At 72.3% G+C, this 15,322-nt stretch carries 14 protein-coding genes; 7 read left to right on the top strand and 7 right to left on the bottom strand.

Going from position 1 to position 15,322, the window contains the following annotated elements:
- Nucleotides 1-107 precede the first annotated feature (107 nt).
- Nucleotides 108-878 (top strand): alpha/beta fold hydrolase, encoded by a 771-nt coding sequence (locus ABEB07_RS19850; protein WP_345669557.1) that lies wholly within the window; start codon nucleotides 108-110, stop codon nucleotides 876-878.
- Here the strand turns inward: ABEB07_RS19850 and ABEB07_RS19845 are convergent.
- The 3 genes from ABEB07_RS19845 to ABEB07_RS19835 form a co-directional block, all read right to left on the bottom strand.
- Nucleotides 872-1,330, bottom strand: a complete 459-nt coding sequence (locus ABEB07_RS19845; RefSeq protein WP_176146701.1) for a nuclear transport factor 2-like protein — start codon at nucleotides 1,328-1,330, stop codon at nucleotides 872-874. The two genes, ABEB07_RS19850 and ABEB07_RS19845, sit on opposite strands and share 7 nt — an antisense overlap.
- A 323-nt stretch (nucleotides 1,331-1,653) precedes the next feature.
- Entirely contained in the window at nucleotides 1,654-2,466 is an 813-nt protein-coding gene (locus tag ABEB07_RS19840; RefSeq protein WP_345669556.1) for a helix-turn-helix transcriptional regulator, read from the bottom strand.
- Nucleotides 2,467-3,446: 980 nt separating this feature from the next.
- Nucleotides 3,447-4,115, bottom strand: a complete 669-nt coding sequence (locus tag ABEB07_RS19835) for a TetR/AcrR family transcriptional regulator (protein ID WP_345669555.1) — start codon at nucleotides 4,113-4,115, stop codon at nucleotides 3,447-3,449.
- 69 nt (nucleotides 4,116-4,184) lie between these two features.
- Between ABEB07_RS19835 and ABEB07_RS19830 the strand changes: the two genes are divergently transcribed.
- Nucleotides 4,185-5,066 carry an SDR family NAD(P)-dependent oxidoreductase gene (locus ABEB07_RS19830; RefSeq protein ID WP_345669554.1) on the top strand — a complete coding sequence of 294 codons (882 nt, stop codon included), beginning with the start codon at nucleotides 4,185-4,187 and terminating at the stop codon, nucleotides 5,064-5,066.
- A gap of 103 nt (nucleotides 5,067-5,169) precedes the next feature.
- Here the strand turns inward: ABEB07_RS19830 and ABEB07_RS19825 are convergent, their stop codons facing one another.
- On the bottom strand, nucleotides 5,170-6,972 hold the full coding sequence (locus tag ABEB07_RS19825; RefSeq protein WP_425589043.1) for an RICIN domain-containing protein: 1,803 nt from the start codon (nucleotides 6,970-6,972) through the stop codon (nucleotides 5,170-5,172).
- A 124-nt stretch (nucleotides 6,973-7,096) separates the two neighbouring features.
- Complete coding sequence (locus ABEB07_RS19820) at nucleotides 7,097-7,372, bottom strand: DUF3253 domain-containing protein (protein WP_176146696.1); 276 nt, start codon at nucleotides 7,370-7,372, stop codon at nucleotides 7,097-7,099.
- 207 nt (nucleotides 7,373-7,579) lie between these two features.
- Here ABEB07_RS19820 and ABEB07_RS19815 point away from each other — a divergent pair, with 207 nt between their 5' ends.
- Nucleotides 7,580-8,116 (top strand): DUF4232 domain-containing protein, encoded by a 537-nt coding sequence (locus ABEB07_RS19815; protein WP_176146695.1) that lies wholly within the window; start codon nucleotides 7,580-7,582, stop codon nucleotides 8,114-8,116.
- Between the two features lie 78 nt (nucleotides 8,117-8,194).
- Here ABEB07_RS19815 and ABEB07_RS19810 read toward each other — a convergent pair whose 3' ends face one another.
- Nucleotides 8,195-9,412: an amidohydrolase gene (locus ABEB07_RS19810; protein ID WP_345669552.1), complete on the bottom strand. Its 1,218-nt coding sequence runs from the start codon at nucleotides 9,410-9,412 to the stop codon at nucleotides 8,195-8,197.
- The gene (locus tag ABEB07_RS19805; RefSeq protein WP_345669551.1) at nucleotides 9,409-10,827 is read right to left on the bottom strand and encodes an MFS transporter; all 1,419 of its coding nucleotides are present in this window, start codon (nucleotides 10,825-10,827) and stop codon (nucleotides 9,409-9,411) included. Before ABEB07_RS19805 ends, ABEB07_RS19810 begins: the two co-directional genes overlap by 4 nt.
- Nucleotides 10,828-10,946: 119 nt before the next feature.
- Here ABEB07_RS19805 and ABEB07_RS19800 point away from each other — a divergent pair, with 119 nt between their 5' ends.
- The 4 genes from ABEB07_RS19800 to murJ all read left to right on the top strand — a co-directional run bounded on the left by ABEB07_RS19800 (nucleotide 10,947) and on the right by murJ (nucleotide 15,226).
- The gene (locus ABEB07_RS19800) at nucleotides 10,947-11,966 is read left to right on the top strand and encodes an Lrp/AsnC family transcriptional regulator (RefSeq protein WP_345669550.1); all 1,020 of its coding nucleotides are present in this window, start codon (nucleotides 10,947-10,949) and stop codon (nucleotides 11,964-11,966) included.
- Between the two features lie 91 nt (nucleotides 11,967-12,057).
- On the top strand, nucleotides 12,058-12,630 hold the full coding sequence (locus ABEB07_RS19795; protein ID WP_345669548.1) for a HutD/Ves family protein: 573 nt from the start codon (nucleotides 12,058-12,060) through the stop codon (nucleotides 12,628-12,630).
- Between the two features lie 97 nt (nucleotides 12,631-12,727).
- Complete coding sequence (locus tag ABEB07_RS19790; protein ID WP_345669547.1) at nucleotides 12,728-13,453, top strand: AAA family ATPase; 726 nt, start codon at nucleotides 12,728-12,730, stop codon at nucleotides 13,451-13,453.
- A gap of 90 nt (nucleotides 13,454-13,543) precedes the next feature.
- Nucleotides 13,544-15,226, top strand: a complete 1,683-nt coding sequence (gene murJ, locus ABEB07_RS19785) for a murein biosynthesis integral membrane protein MurJ (protein WP_345669546.1) — start codon at nucleotides 13,544-13,546, stop codon at nucleotides 15,224-15,226.
- The last annotated feature ends 96 nt before the right edge of the window (nucleotides 15,227-15,322 follow it).

Genomic DNA, 15,322 nt, shown 5'->3' with positions numbered 1-15,322 from the left:
CCCCTGCCTCGCGCACCGGTCCGGGCGGTCGAGCCGAGAGCCGGGCCGGTGCGGCGGGCCATCGACCGGCCCGGACGCGGCGGGCACGGCACGGTACGGTCGGCGACATGGCTGACCTGGCTGACCTGACGGTGCGTCACTTCCGGGGCCGGGACGGCACCAGGCTCGCCTTCCGCGAGTGCGGAACCGGGCGGCCGCTCGTACTGCTGCACGGCTTCTTCTCGTCCGCGACGCAGAACTGGGTGCGGTCCGGCTTCGCCGCCGCCCTCGCCGACCGCGGTCACCGACTCGTCATGCCGGACCTGCGGGCGCACGGCGACAGCTCCGCACCCCAGGACGCCGCCCGATACCCGGCCGATGTGCTGACCGACGACGCCTTCGCGTTGATCGAACACCTGGCACTGGCCGACTACGACCTCGGCGGCTACTCCTTGGGCGCCCGCACCGTCGTCAGGATGCTGGTGCGAGGGGCCACGCCGCGCCGGGCGGTCGTCGCGGGGCAAGGGCTGCGCGAAGTCACCGGTCACGGCGGCGAGGTGGCCCGGTACCTGCGGCGCGTCTTCGGCAATCCCGGCACGTTCGAACCCGGTTCGGACGAGTGGAAGGCGGAGCAGTGGCTGCAGCGTACCGGGGGCGACCCCCGGGCCCTGCTGCACGTCCTGGACACGGTGGTCGACACGAGCGTCGGCGCCCTGAGCGGGATCAGGGCGCCGACGCTCGTGGTGATCGGCGCCGACGACGATCGGGACGGCTCCGCCGAGGCCCTGGCCGGAGCGCTGCCCCGCGGAACACACGCGGTCGTGCCCGGGAACCACACGACCGCGACCGCCGCGCCGGAGCTGGCGGAGACGGTCGCTAGCTTCCTCGCGGATCAGTAGCGTCGCTCTCCGGCGCCGTCGACCGGCGACCACCACTGGGTGTAGTTCGTCCCGCCGTCGCCGAAGATGCCGCCGTATCCCTCCACCACCTTGCCGTTCTCCCACTTGAGCATCTGCACCCCGGAGATGTCGAGCACGTCGAAGGGCGAGGTGCTGTCCTTCGGCGCGCCCTCGCGCACGGCGTGGATCCTGTTGGCGTCGACGGAGTAGCCGTCCTCGTTGTTGATGAGCAACGTGATGGGCTGCATGCTCCAGGAACCGCCGGACGCCGCGAGCATGTCCTGGACGTAGGACAGGAAGTCGTCGATGCCGACGCGCCAGCCGGACCCGGCGTGGCTTCCCGGCGCGAAGAAACGCAGGTCCTCGGACCAGTACAGCGCGGTCTTCTCCCGGTCGCCGCAGGTCACCGCCTCGTAGGCGGCAGCGACCAGTTCCTGGGTTATCTCAGCCATGTGTCCTCCGCTTGCGCATAGCAGCCTTCACGGTTTTCGTGGGCGCGTGATCCGGTCACACCGTGAGAATGAGGTGCACGGCGCCGTTCACCGGGATTCGCGGTGTGAATTCCGCCCGTCGGGAGCGGATTCCATCGGAGCTATTTCTACGCAGAGATCGCTTCCTGCGAAAGCTGAACCTTGGTACAGGTGGGCGGGGGCGTGTACGAAAGTGCAGTTCTCTCCGGATTCGCGCGTCCAAGCATTCCGGACGGTGTGCGGAAACGAGCGCCGGGGTGAGCCGCCGGGACGACGCGGGACGTCATGGACGGCCGGCGGTGGCCTCAGGGCGTCAAGGTCGAAGCGGCGGGTGTGGGCGGTGTCGTGAGCCCTGTGCGAGCGGACCGGTACAAGGGGCGGTCGTACCGGGACTCGTGCGGTCCCGGCCGCGGGATGTCCCCCGCTCCCGAGTCGGAGATCACCGTCTGGGCGCCGGCGCCGCGACCGCCCGGGGCGGGGGAGGCCAGTGAGAAGAGGTTCCAGGCACTCTTCTGCGCGCTCTCCGCGTCGGTGATGCCGCTCACCTGACGCAGATCCGAGGTCGTCGCGTCCTGTGCGGACTTCTGATAGACGTACGCCGCCAGGCCGGCCTGCAGTCGTGACTCCACGCCGATCTTGGCCATGATCCGGGCGACATGGGCTTTGACCGTGCGTTCGGTGATTCCTAAGCTCGTCGCGATCGTTCGGTTCGAGGACCCCACACCCAGCAGCAGGAACACTTCGATTTCCCTGGGAGTCAGGAGTGCGGCCCGTTCCGTTTCCCTTGTCCAGGCGCGCGGCTCGCCGCATCGCACGGGTGTTTCCTGCCGGTCGGCCGCGTCCGACGGCTGACACACTATGCAGGACCGTTCCTGCTGAGGGTGGGACTCCATCGGCCGTTCCGGGGCGCCGCAGAGTTCCTGCATTCCCTCATCGATGATCACCGGCCGGAGGTGCGAGCGCTCCAGGGTGTCGGCCAGGTCGGCGAAACCCTCGCTGCGGCGGACGACGTTGAGGAACTTCACCAGGGCCGCTTTGTCTTCCCAGAGTTCCTGTACGGTGTTGATGATCAACGACTTCAGGTATTCCGAGTCGGACACTGCCTCGACTGTGGCCACACCTGTCCCCCTCCTGGTGGTCGGAGGGCCAGCCAATCAACCGATGGCTGTGGCCCGCAAGACCCTTGGTTGTGAGACCTGGAGGACCGGTGCGGCCAGAACCACCGTCATATGACAGGACAACTCTCAAAGTGCGGTGTCAGCGGCCCTGTCGTGTCTTGGGCCGTTCGGGAAACAGGATGGCCGAAACGTTGTCCCGTCGACCAGTGTGGCCCGGGCGCGGGCTGGGCATCCGACGCTCCGCTTTCGGACGACGGGAAGAACCCCGACCGGCCGCTCTGCGCGATCTCTTCGGGGGTGGGACGGGAACTGCCGCCCAGGCAGCGGCGGGTGCCCGCGTTTCTCGGCGGGTCGCCGGCGGTCCGGCACGGGTTCTCACGTGTGGCCGAGGCGGTCGGGCGACGGAGACGGCGCCGTGCCGTAGCGGGCGGTCGCGATCGACGTGGTCAACGCGTTTCGGTCGATGTCATCCAGCATCCCGGGCGCGGTTCGCCGCCCGTCTTTCGCGCCGGGAGGAGCGGGTCGCGAAGCCGCCGATGTGCCGCCGCGCGCCCGACCATGCGACAGCCCGAACCCAGTGCGACCTGTCGACCATCACGCGAGCGCGCAGGTGTGCCCGCGCCCGAGGTGTGCGTGCGGCGGCCGCTCGAAGCGCCGGCGGACGGGTCGGCCGGGCGCGGTCTGCCCGCGCACGTGTGCGCCGGTGCCCGGCCCGTGGACGGGCTCGTGGCCGCGGTGCGCGGGACCGGCCCGGCGGCTGGCGGCCGGCGCCTGGTCTCGACCGAACGAGGTGTGAGCGGGACCCGCGGGATTCCGGCCGTCCCCGCTCGTGACTGAACGCCCCTCGCTCTCAAGCGGGTTGCTCTGGCGGCCCTGATGCCCGCAGAGGCGACGGCGTCCCCGGACCCGAGGCCGAGCACACCTGACATGACCACCGCGTGCTGCCGGAGCCGGGGAGCCGGGGAGCCGTGGAGCCGGGGTCAGCCGGCCGGCGGGGCCTCGGTGCCGAGCCCGGTGAGGTAGGCGGTGAGGACGCGGGTCAGGCGGGGCTCCACCTCGACGAGGGCATGGCCCAGTCGGGGGTCGCTCAGGTACAGCTCCCGCACACGCGGCCCCGGGGTGGCCATCTGCCACAGCGCCCCCGCCATGCTGGTCGCCGTGGCGATCGTGTCGAAGGCCTGCGACTCGGTCAGTCCGAGGAGGCGGCGCAACTCCCGGCCGATCCGCTCCACCTCCCCGAGCGTCACCAGTTTGAAGGACCGCACCGACTCGATCGACACGTTCCGCTCCAGGTTCAGGGGGGCCTGGGCCAGCAGGTCGCAGAACATGGGGCGGGCCGCGAGCGTGCCGGTGACGGCCTCGGCGACCTCGGCGGGGGTGGCCCGCGCCCGGCCCGCCAGATCGCCGCACAGGTCGGCGGACCACTGCCGCCAGCCGTCCGCGGTCAGGGCGAGGAAGATCTGCTCCCGGGTCTCGAAGTAGCGCAGCAGCGCCGACTTGTGCATGCCCACGGCCGCCGCGATGTCGGTGAGGGTGACGTCGCGCACCCCATGGCGGCGGCCGAGTGCGTGGGCCGCTTCCAGGATCGCCTGTTCACGGGCCTGTTTGGCCGCCGCGCTGCGCGCACGCTGAAAGGCAGGCTCACTCATGGAGGACATCATAAGGATCCTTAGCGCAACGGTGTTGCGCTATTAAGAGAACGGTGTTGTACTAAACCCATGAGTGCCACACACCCGCAGGTCTGGTTCATCACCGGTTCGTCGCGCGGCCTCGGCCGCGCCCTGGTCGCCGCCGCGCTGGAGGCCGGTCACCACGTCGTCGCCACGGCCCGCCGCCCCGAGACCCTGGCGGAGGAGTTCGCCGAGTACGGCGATCGTGTCCTCACCCTCCCCCTGGACGTCACCAGCCCCGAGGCGGCCCGTGCGGCCGTCGAGGCGGCGACCGCACACTTCGGACGCGTCGACGTCCTCGTGAACAACGCGGGCTACGCGAACGTGTCGCCCATCGAGACCGCGGACGACGACGACTTCCGCGCCCAGTTCGAGACGAACTTCTGGGGCGTCTACAACGTCACGAAGGCGGCGCTGCCCACCCTGCGCCGGCAGGGATCGGGCACCGTCGTGCAGTTCTCCTCCGTCGGGGGCCGGGTCGGCGGATCGCCGGGCATCGCCTCCTACCAGGCGGCCAAGTTCGCGGTCGACGGCTTCAGCCGTGTGCTGGCCGCGGAGACCGCGCCGTTCGGCGTGCGGGTCATGGTGGTCGAGCCCAGCGGCTTCGCCACCGACTGGGCCGGCTCGTCCATGACGGTCCACGCCGTCCCCGACGCCTACGACCGGACCGTGGGCGAGATGAACCGGCGCGTGCGGCAGAGCACGGACGGCGCGGCCGGGGATCCCCGCCGCGCCGCTGAGATCATCGTGCGGACCGTGGGGCGGGAGCAGGTCCCGGGCCACCTCCTCCTCGGCGTGAACGCCGCGACGATGGCCCTGGAGCACTCCCGCGGCCGGCTCGCCGAGACGACGGCCTGGGAACAGGTGAGTCGGTCGGCGGACTTCGCGGAGCCCTACCCCGTGGAGCTGCCGCCCGAGCGGCGTCCGTGACCGGGCCGGCGCGGAAGGCGGCCGGCGCGCGTGAGGACGCCTCCAGGTGTGAGCTCGGAGGCGTCCTCACGGGTACGCGTGTACTGCGGGCCGCGCCGGTGTGTCAGACCCGCTCCAGCCGCCAGATCTGCGGCTCCAGGCCGTTGCACGTGTACTGCTGCACGTTGCCGCCGGGGTCGCGGGAGCCGCCGGCCACGTCCAGGCACTGGCCGCTGGACCTGGCGACGAGCCGGTAGTACCCGCGGCCGACGTTCGACAGGCGCCAGTCCTGCGCCGCCGCGCCGTTGCAGTACCACTGCCGGACGTTCGCGCCCGGTGTGGCGGAGCCGTTTTCGACGTCCATGCAGTAGCCGCTGTTGGCGCCGGTCAGCGTGAAGACGCCGTCGCCGTGGGCGGCGAACCTCCACTTCTGCGGGCCGAGGCCGTTGCAGGTCCACTGCTGGATGTTGCCGCCGGGTGCGCGGGAGTCGGCGGAGACGTCGAGGCAGTGACCGCTGTTGGCGTTCACGAGCCGGTAGGTCCCGCCGTCGGCGACACCGGAGGCGTCGGCGCTGCCGAGCAGACCGCCGGTGGCGTAGTAGGGCCGGCACACCGAACCGTCCCAGTCGGTGGCGATCTGAAGCACCTGCCTGCCGTCGGCCGAAGGCAGCAGCGGCGAGCTGTAGTTGGGGCAGTAGTTCACCTCCGGCGACGGGACGTTCACCGGTGAGTCCAGCTCGTACCAGTTTCCGGTGCCGTTCTCCGTGTTGGCGAGGATGGTGTGCCCGCTGTCCGCCGCGACGGTGCCGTCCTTGTTGAGCAGGCGCTGTCCGATCAGCAGGATCCTGCCGTTGGGGCTGCCGTCGGGCGCCGGCGCCCAGGCGATGGTGGGCGCGGCACGGAAGTACTTCCCGTCGGCCGTCTGGGGCCGGACTCCGAGATACGTCGGGTCGCCCCAGTTCCAGCCGTCCGCGGAGGTCCGGTAGTGCACCACGCACTGGTACTGGCCGCCGGGGGTGCAGATCTCGTAGCTCATGAAATAGGTGCCGTTGGGCAGTTGGCGCACCACCGGCATGCCCGGCCGGTCGGTGGACAGGCCGCTCGCCACGGTGTCGTGCCGGCCCTGCCAGGTGACGCCGTCGTAACTGCGCACGGCGACGAGTTTCTGGCTGTGCGCGGGGTCCGTCTCGTCGGAGTAGTGACACACCAGCGCGCCGTCGGCGGCCACCGAGAACTCGGGCTCCCACAGGCCCGCGGTGCCGGTCGCGGTGGCGCAGGCGGAGAGGTAGGACCAGGTGCGGCCCACGTCGTTGCTCCGCCAGATGCGCAGTGACATACGCCGGTTCGGCGCGTCCTGACCGGCGGAGGAGGCCCACAGCAGGGTGCCGGCCGGCAGGTTGCCCACCTGCCGGGGGAGCTCGAAGAGCGTGGTGCAGCACAGTCCCCGTCCGCCTGAGGACTCCGGGTCGGCGACCTTGCCCACCTGCTTGAACGTGGCCCCGGAGTCGGTGCTCTCGTGGATGGCCCCGATTCCGTTGTCGCCGTCGAAGGTGACGACGCCGGCGATGATCCTGCCGTTGGCGGCGCCGTTGTGGGCGAGCCGGACGGCCCGGGGATACAGGCCGGTGCCGGTGCCCAGCGTCGTGCCGGTCGCCAGGACGGAGACGTTCCCGGCCCGCACGTTCGCGGTCCGTGCCGGGCCCGCCGCTGTGGCGGCGCCCGCGGCGGGGGAGGGGGTGGGGGCGGCCGCCGCGGCGGCGGACTGGCCGAGGGACAGACCGAGGACGACGGCCGGTGCGAGGAGGGCGGTCAGCGCGGTGCGCCGGGAGAGCCGCGCGAGGGGTCTCGGCCGGCGTGCGCGAGGGGCGCCGTGGGCCGCGGACGGGGGGCGTCGGCGGTGGGGGACGAGGAACGAGAGGAACGGCAACACGTCATTCCTTCCTGCGGACATGTGGGGGCGTCGCGTCAATCTAGAGCCGTCTGTACATCGTTGTAAATGGGTGCGACGGCCATGCCGGCAAGGGCTTGCTCCCCGAGGGCCGAGGGTTGCGCTACCGGTGTGCGCGGCGGATGCGGACGGGTCCGCGCGTCTCGGACTCCGCGACGGGCCGCCCGCTTTGGGTCACCTCGACCTCGCCGGCCGCCACCAGACGCCAGGCCGCCCGGCGCGCCGGTTCCATGAGAGCCCGCCAGCCGTCGTCGTCACCCTCGTAGACCGAGCGTGCGGCGTCGGACGGACAGATCGACGCCGTATCGGCACGGCGCTCCAGCAGGCTCATGATGGCCCGCTCCAGTCGCTGATCGAGATCCCGGTCCGACTCCGCCACGCCATCCAGTGTGGCACCGTCCTGCGCACGACCTCCCGACGCCGGCCGTCACCGGAAGCCCGTGTCGGAAAGAAAAGAGAGCCCATGCCGGAAAGAGGGCCCGCTCCACCGAACCCCCCGCGGGTCCCGTGCATCTTCAGGTGCGAGCGCGCACTGACCTCGCGCGCCGATCCGCAGGGATTCTCAGGGAAGGGAACCTGACACCTCATGAAGAGCAAGCTGTCCGCCGTGGCCCTCGCGGCCGTCGTCGTCGCCGGCACCGCCGCTGCCGCCGCGCCGGCCTCGGCCGCCGCCGCCAAGCCGACCCGCTGCCACACCGCCGACCTGAAGGCCGGCTTCGCCACCGGGGGCGACGCGAAGCCGGAGATGGGGCGGAGCGGGAAGCAGACCCAGGCGTACATCTGGTTCACCAACCGGAGCAAGCGCACCTGCACCCTGTCCGGCTTCGCCGGTGTCGACATGATCGGCGCGCAGAAGACCGACGGCACCTGGTCGCTGGCGCGCTCCTCCAAGAAGCCCGAGACGATCCCCCTCGGGCCGGGCGACACGGTGGACCTCAGCATCACCCTGCTCCCGGTGGCCGCGAGCACGCCGCAGAAGGAGAAGTTCGTCCCGGCCCGGTTCCTGGTCACCCCGCCCAACGAGACGGCCCACTTCACCCTGAAGTGGCCGTTCGGTGGGCAGATCCTGAAGCAGGACGGCGCCACCCACCCGGCCACCTACCTCGATCCGGTCGGGCTGTAACCCACCGGGCCCGTCGGCCGTCGGCCGTGCCGGGCCGGCACACCGCGGAGCGTGTGCGGCGGTGTGCCGGCCCGCCGGTCAGGGCGCGGGTGCGGCCGCCGCTCGGCGGGCGGCGAGCAGGTCGAGGCACCGCCCGCGCTGTGCCGCGTCCGTCGCCAGCTCCACGCCGACGTGGGCGAGGGCGGTCGCGGCGGCGAGCACGGCGCGGTCCGCCCCCGGCGAGTCGCCGTACCGGGCGAACGGCGCGGTGTGGTGGCGAGCGCCCCCGGTGTCGTAGCCGATGGTCGGGTGGAGGGCGGGCAGGACGTGGGAGACGTTGCCCATGTCGGTGGAGGCCATCACCTCTCCGCTGCGGTCCACCGGTTCGCGGCCCAGGGCCCGCACCGCGCGGGTGTAGGCCGCGGTGAGGAACGCGTCCTGCCGCAGGTCGGCGAAGTCGGCCCCGCGCGGGGTGAGTTCCAGCTCGGCGCCGGTGGCCAGGGCCGCCGCCTCCAGGCAGGCCCGCACCCTGCGGCGGGCGTGGGCGAGGTCCTCGGTGGTGCGGGCCCGCAGCTCGTAGCGGGCGCGGGCCGTCTCGGGGATGACGTTGACCGCGAGGCCCGCTTCGAAGACGACGTCGTGGACCAGGGCGCCCGGGGGCAGTTGCTGGCGCAGCAGCCCCACGGCGGTGTGCGCGAGGGTGATCGCGTCCAGGGCGTTGACTCCTTCCCAGGGGGCGAGCGCGGCATGGGCCGGCCTGCCCCGGTAGACGACGTCCCAGGCGCCGACGGCCAGTGAGGAGGCGCCGACGGAGTCCTCCGGCGCGGCATGGACCATGAACGCGGCGGCCACGTCGTCGAAGACTCCGGCCTCCAGCAGCAGCGCCTTGCCGCCGATGTCCTCCTCGGCGGGCGTGCCGACGAGTTTCACGGTGATCCCGAGGAGGTCGGCGACGGCGGCGAGGCCGAGGGCCGCGCCGACCGAGGCGGCGCCGTTGACGTTGTGCCCGCAGGCGTGCCCGATGCCGGGCAGCGCGTCGTACTCGGCGCACAGGGCCACCGTCAGGTCGCCGGTGCCGTAGGCGGCGACGAAGGCGGTCGGCAGGCCGGCCACCGCGCGGGTGACCTCGAATCCGGCCTCCTCGGCGAGGAGCGCGATCTTGGCTGCCGACTTGTGCTCCCGCAGGGCCGTCTCGGGTTCGGCGTGCAGGCTGTGACTCAGGGCGATGAGCCGCGGCCCGTGGTCGCGCACGGCGTCGGCGGCGGCGGTGAGGGCGCGCTTCCGTGCCGGTGTCACCGGTGTCGTATGGCCGGTCACGCGGTCCTCCTGGTGTGGGCGAGGCGGGTCTCGGGAGTGGGCGTCGAGGACGGCGCGCGCACCAGCAGGCCGAACGCGGCTCCGCCGAGCGCCACCACGGCGCACGCGGCCCATGCCCACCGGTATCCCGCACCGGTGACGGCCCCGTGCGCGCCGGTGGCGTGGCCGGCCCACAGGGCGCCGATCACGGCCGCGCCGATCGCCGCGCCGAGCGAGAGCGCCATCTCGTTGACGCCGACGGACAGAGCGGTCTCGGCCTCGTCGACCGCCTCGACCGACAATGTCCGGGTGGCGGCTTCGAACACGCCAGTGGCCAGGCCCACGGTCAGGGCGCCCACCAGGTACTGCGGTACGGAGGAGTGGAGGAGGCACAGGCTGAGGAATCCGGCGGCGCCGGCGCATCCGCCGACCGCGAGCACGGCGCGGTCGCCGATGGCCCGGGCCAGCCGGGGCGTCAGGGTGGATCCGGCGAAGCCGACGGCGACCATGGCGAGGGACACCAGCGAGATGTCCTGGGCGCCGAGCCCGAGCCCGTCGCCGTCGCCGTCCGGTGCGGTGCCGAGGTACACGGAGTTGGCGCCGAGGAAGCCGATGGCGCCGAAGGCGAGGCAGAACGTGTGGGCGCTGATCGCCGCGAGACGGGGATCGCGCAGCAGGCCGAGGTCGACCAGCGGATGCGAGGAGCGCTGTTCGACCCGGACCCAGACGGCCAGCAGCACGAGCGCCGCCGTGACCGTCGCCAGGGAGTACGCCGACGTCCAGCCCCAGGAACCGCCCTCGGTGAGGACGAGCATCAAGGCGCCGAGGCCGAGGGTCAGCAGCAGGGCGGCGCGGGAGTTGAAGCGGCCCGCGCGGGCGACGGTGCTCGTCGGGAGGGCCAGGGCGGCGCCGATCGCGAGGCCGCAGAAGGGGACCGCGGTCCACAGCCCGGCCAGGGCGTGTGCGTCGCTGAGCGTTCCGGCCAGGTAGCCGCCGGCGCCGATGGACAGGAGCAGCGCGCCGACCAGCACCGACATGCCGACCCGGCCGTGTTCGGGCGAGCGGGAGCGCAGGATGCCCGCCAGCAGCGGGAAGAAGCCGACCACCGCGCTCTGCAGCACCATGCCGGCCGCGAGCGTGGCGGTGGTGGGCCGGACGGCGATGAGCAGCGACCCGACGGAGACCGCCGTGACGGCGATCAGCAGCAGCCGCCGATGGCCCCACAGGTCGCCCCAGCGCGACAGCAGCGGGGTCAGTACGGCGAAGGCCACCTGCGCGAGCAGGTACAGGTTGTTCTGACCCACGCCGCCGAGGCCGGCGTGCCGTCCCACGACGGGCAGCAGCGGAGTCAGATACCCCTGGACGACACCGCTGCAGACCACGATCACGGTCATCGTCGCGATCAGTCCGCGCCCCCGGCCGATGGCTCTCGTCACGGTCTCACCTTCCTACCCCTGGTCTTCTCTTTGGCTGGAACACGACCTGGCGGCTAGAGTGCGACCGGAGAGCGAACGGGACGGAAGAACGACGAGAACCGCCGGATGGTGAGGTCATCTTGTTGGATTCGGCCACGGTGAGCGAGCTGGACCTCGCTCTCGTGCACGCGCTGCAAGTCCGGCCCCGGGCGGCGTGGACGGATCTGGCCCCCCTGCTCGGCGCCACCGCGGTGACCCTCGCGCGCCGCTGGGAACGGCTCACCGCGGAGGGGCTGGCCTGGGTGTCCGCGGTGCCCGGCCCGGCCTTCCCCCGCGGCGGCTGCACGGCCTTCGTCTTCGTCCGCTGCGCTCCGGCGGCCCGGGAGCGGCTGGCCGGGCGGCTGGCGCGGCTGCGGGAGGCGGTGACGGTCGAACTGGTCGCCCCGGGACGCGCCGACCTCATGCTGGACGTGCTGACGCCGGACCTCGCGGGCGCCGCCCGTTTCCTCGGCGAGGAACTGGCCGTCCTGCCCGACGTCCTCGACGTGGAATGCGTCTTCGCCACCTCGCTCTACGCGGAGGGCTCCCGATGGCGGCTGGGCTCGCTCGACGCCGCGCAGCTCTCCGCGCTGAACCGGTCCGGCGGCGCGGACGGGGCCGGCGGTCCCGTGTCCGACCTGACCGCGTCGGACCACGTACTGCTCGACGCGCTGGTGGCGGACGGGCGGACCCGGCTCACGGAACTGGCCGATCTCATCGGGAGCAGCGCCGCCACCGTCCGGCGGCGCCTCGGCCGGCTCACGGCGAGCGGCATCGTGGCGTTCCGCTGCGACATCGCTCCGGCGGTGTCGGGGCTGCCCCTGTCCGTCACCTTCCGCGGCCGTGCCCCGGCGAGCGACGTGAACCGTCTGCACCGCACCCTCGCCACGCTGCCCGAGTGCCGGTTGCTGGCCGCCGTCACCGGTTCCGCCAATGTGCTCGCCACCTACTGGCTGCGCGACATCGGCTCGGTGCAGCAGCGCGAGACGGCGGCCTGCGCCCAGCTGCCGAGCCTCGACGTCACCGAACGCGTCCTCGGCATGCGCACCGTCAAACGGATGGGACACCTGCTGGACGACGACGGGCGGCGCGTGGGCGTCTGCCCGATCCGGCCCTGGTGAGGCCGCGCCGGCCACGCGGTGTCCCCTGGACCCGTCCCGGGGACACCGGGACATCTCTGACGGCTCGATCCGGAAGGAAGACAGAAGACAGATGACGGCACAGATACTGCGCGCGGAGGACAGGACGCCCGGCCCGTGGAAGAACGGCGGAGGTCTGACATCGGAGATCGCCGTTCATCCGCGGGACGCGGCCGCGGGCGACTTCGGGTGGCGGGTCAGCATCGCCGACGTGGCGTCCGGCGGACCGTTCTCCGCGTTCCCGGGAGTCGACAGGATCATCACCCTCGTCGACGGACCGGGTATGACCCTCACGGTCGACGGGGTCGCGCGGCAGGTCGACACGGCGTACGAGCCGTTCGCCTTCTCCGGTGACGCGGTCACGGAGTGCCGGCTGCTCGACGGGCCGATCGTCGATTTCAACGTGATGGTGCGGCGTTCGGAGATGACGGCGCGGGTCCGCGTGGTGCGCGCCGGCACCTCCGTGCGCGCGGCCGCCGGAACGTGTGTCCTGGCGATCGTCCTGGACGGATCGGCCGCGCTCGGGCAGGCCGAGATCCGGCTCGGCCGCCTCGACGCGGTCCTGCTCTCGGACGGGGACGGCGACAGCTTCACGGTGGACGGGGTCCTGGCGATCGTGGACCTCGACCGCCGGCCCGGCCGCTGACCGACCCGCCGAAGGCGATGTCACCGGATGGTGCGCGGGAACCCGTGCTGACGGGTGCGGGGGGCCGTGTGGGAAGCTGGCCGGCGGAGGGAAGCGGGTGAGGCAAGTGGTCAGCCGGGTACGGCCGTACCGGTTCGGCACCGGTACGGGGACGACGCGTGAACCGACGACGTCCGCCGGAACCGTTCCCGCCGAGCACGAACTGCGCCCCAGCGGTCTGGTGGACCTGCGGGGCACGCCGCCGGGGCCGGCGCGCACCGTCGTGTATCCCCGGGACGCCGTCGTCGTGGTGTCCGGACTCCCCGGCAGCGGCAAGAGCACCCTGCTGGAACGCTGGTCGGGCACCGCGGGCGCCGAGGTGATCGAGCCGCGGGTCACCCATGTGCTGTGCGAGTCGAGGATGCCTTCCTGGCTGCCGTACGCGGTGTACCGGCCGTGGGCCCGGCTGCGGTACTTCAACTGGTTGCGCGGGGCCGTGGCATCCGGAGTGCCGACCCTGCTGCACGACTGCGGAAGCCGCGCCTGGATGCGCGGCTGGCTCCGCGCGGCGGCGCTGCGCGCCGGTCGCACCGGCGGCGTCCACCTGGTCCTCCTCGACGTCGGCCCCGCAGTCGCGCTGGCCGGGCAGCGGGCCCGCGGCCGTCGGGCCTCCCGGCGGCCCTTCGCCCGCCATGTCCGCGGACTCGGCCGGCTCCTGGACGCGTTGGCCGCCCACGGCCACCGGGCCGTGCCCGAGGCGGCCTCCGTCGTCCTCCTGGACCGGTCGTCCCGCGACCACCTCGCGGGCATCGCCTTCACCGACGACCCGCCGGCCGCGCAGTGAGCGGCCTACCCCTGGAACCGTGGTTCCCCTCGCGCGGGTCGCGCGTCGACGTCGACGCTTCGCTTGAGGCAGGGGGCATAGATTGACGGCATGGTGGAGGGGGCGAACTCCGCGGCGCGGACCATGCCGCAGGAGCAGCGGACAAGGGGGCGGCATGCCGCCCGGCGCACGAAGAACGAGGGCGGGCCGGCTCGTTCGTCCTTGCTGATGGCCGTGGGCACGGTGGTGTCGCGGGCGACGGGACTGATCCGCCAAGTGTTACAGGCCGCGGCGCTGGGAACGGGACTGCTGGCCAGTACGTACAACACGGCGAACACCGTGCCGACGAGCCTGTACACGCTGCTGATCGGTGGGGCGCTCAACGCCGTGCTGGTGCCGCAGCTGGTCCGGGCCAGGACGACGCAGCCCGATGGCGGACGCGCCTACGAGCAGCGTCTGGTCACGCTCGTGGTCTGTGTACTGGGTGCGGGCACGGCGCTGGCGGTGTGGGCGGCGCCGCGGATCGTGGGCCTGTACATGCGGGACGCCCCGGACAGCCACGCGGCCTTCGCGCTGACGGTGACGTTCGCGCGGTTCCTGTTGCCGCAGATCTTCTTCTACGGACTCTTCAGCATCTACGGGCAGGTGTTGAACGCCCGCGAGAAGTTCGGCGCGATGATGTGGACCCCGGTGCTGAACAACCTCGTGCTGGTCGTCATGTTCGGCGCCTATCTGGGGCTGATGACGGTTCCCGGCCGGGTGGAGGACATCACCGCCGACCAGGTGCGGCTGCTGGGGATCGGGACGACAGCGGGCATCGCCCTGCAGGCCTTGGCGTTGATCCCGTTCGCACGGGCCGCGGGCTTCCGTTTCCGCCCGCGGTTCGACTGGCGGGGCACCGGGCTGGGCAAGAGCGTTCACGCGGCGAAGTGGACGCTGCTGTTCGTCCTGGCCAACCAGGTCGCCCTGACGGTCGTCACGAACTACGCCAACGCCGCCGACCAGGAACTGCCGCAGGCCGGCGCGGGCTACTCGGCCTACACCTACGCGCAGACCATCTGGATGCTGCCCCAGTCGATCGTGACAGTGTCCCTGGTCACGGCCCTGTTGCCGCGCATGAGCCGGGCCGTGGCCGAGGGGCGCGTCCCGGATCTGCGCGCGGACCTGTCACGGGCGCTGCGGATCAGCGGCGTGGTCATCGTGCCCGCCGCGTTCCTCTTCCTCGCTCTGGGACCTCAGGTCGCATCGCTGCTGTTCGCCCACGGGTCGGCGGACGCCGCCTCGACCCGCCCGCTGGGATACATGCTGCGGGCGTTCGGACTCGGACTCATCCCCTTCTCCGCCCAGTACCTCTTGCTGCGCGGCTTCTACGCGTTCGAGGACACCCGCACTCCGTTCTTCATGGCGGCCTGGATCGCGGGGGTGAACATCGCGCTGGCCACGGCCTGTCATGCGCTGCTGCCGGCCCGCTGGGCGGTGGTCGGCATGGCCGGGGCCTACACGCTCTCCTACGTGGCCGGTCTCGCACTCACCGCGCGCCTGCTGCGCAGAAGACTTGGGAGCCGCATCGACGACGGCGGCGTGTGGCGCACCTACGGGAAACTGTTCTGCGCCGCGGGCCCGGCCGCGGGTCTGGGCTGGGGTACGGCGCGTGCGTGCGCGGACCTGGGAAGCGGACCGTGGCCTGCGGCCATCGCACTGGCCGCCGGGGTGCTCACGACAGCCGTGGGCTACCTCCTTCTCGCCCGGCTGCTGAAGATCAGCGAGTTGCGTCGCCTGCCGGGGATGCGGTGAGTCCGGGTGGACGGGAGCGCGGGAGGTTCTGCACGCGTTGGGCGATGCGGTTCGTCCAGCCGCCCTCGCCCCAGACCGCCCACCGAGACACTTCGC

Origin of the sequence: Streptomyces similanensis (genome assembly GCF_039543625.1) — a bacterium.
Classification (GTDB): Bacteria; Actinomycetota; Actinomycetes; order Streptomycetales; family Streptomycetaceae; genus Streptomyces; species Streptomyces similanensis.
This window is presented reverse-complemented; position numbering and strand designations above follow the sequence as displayed.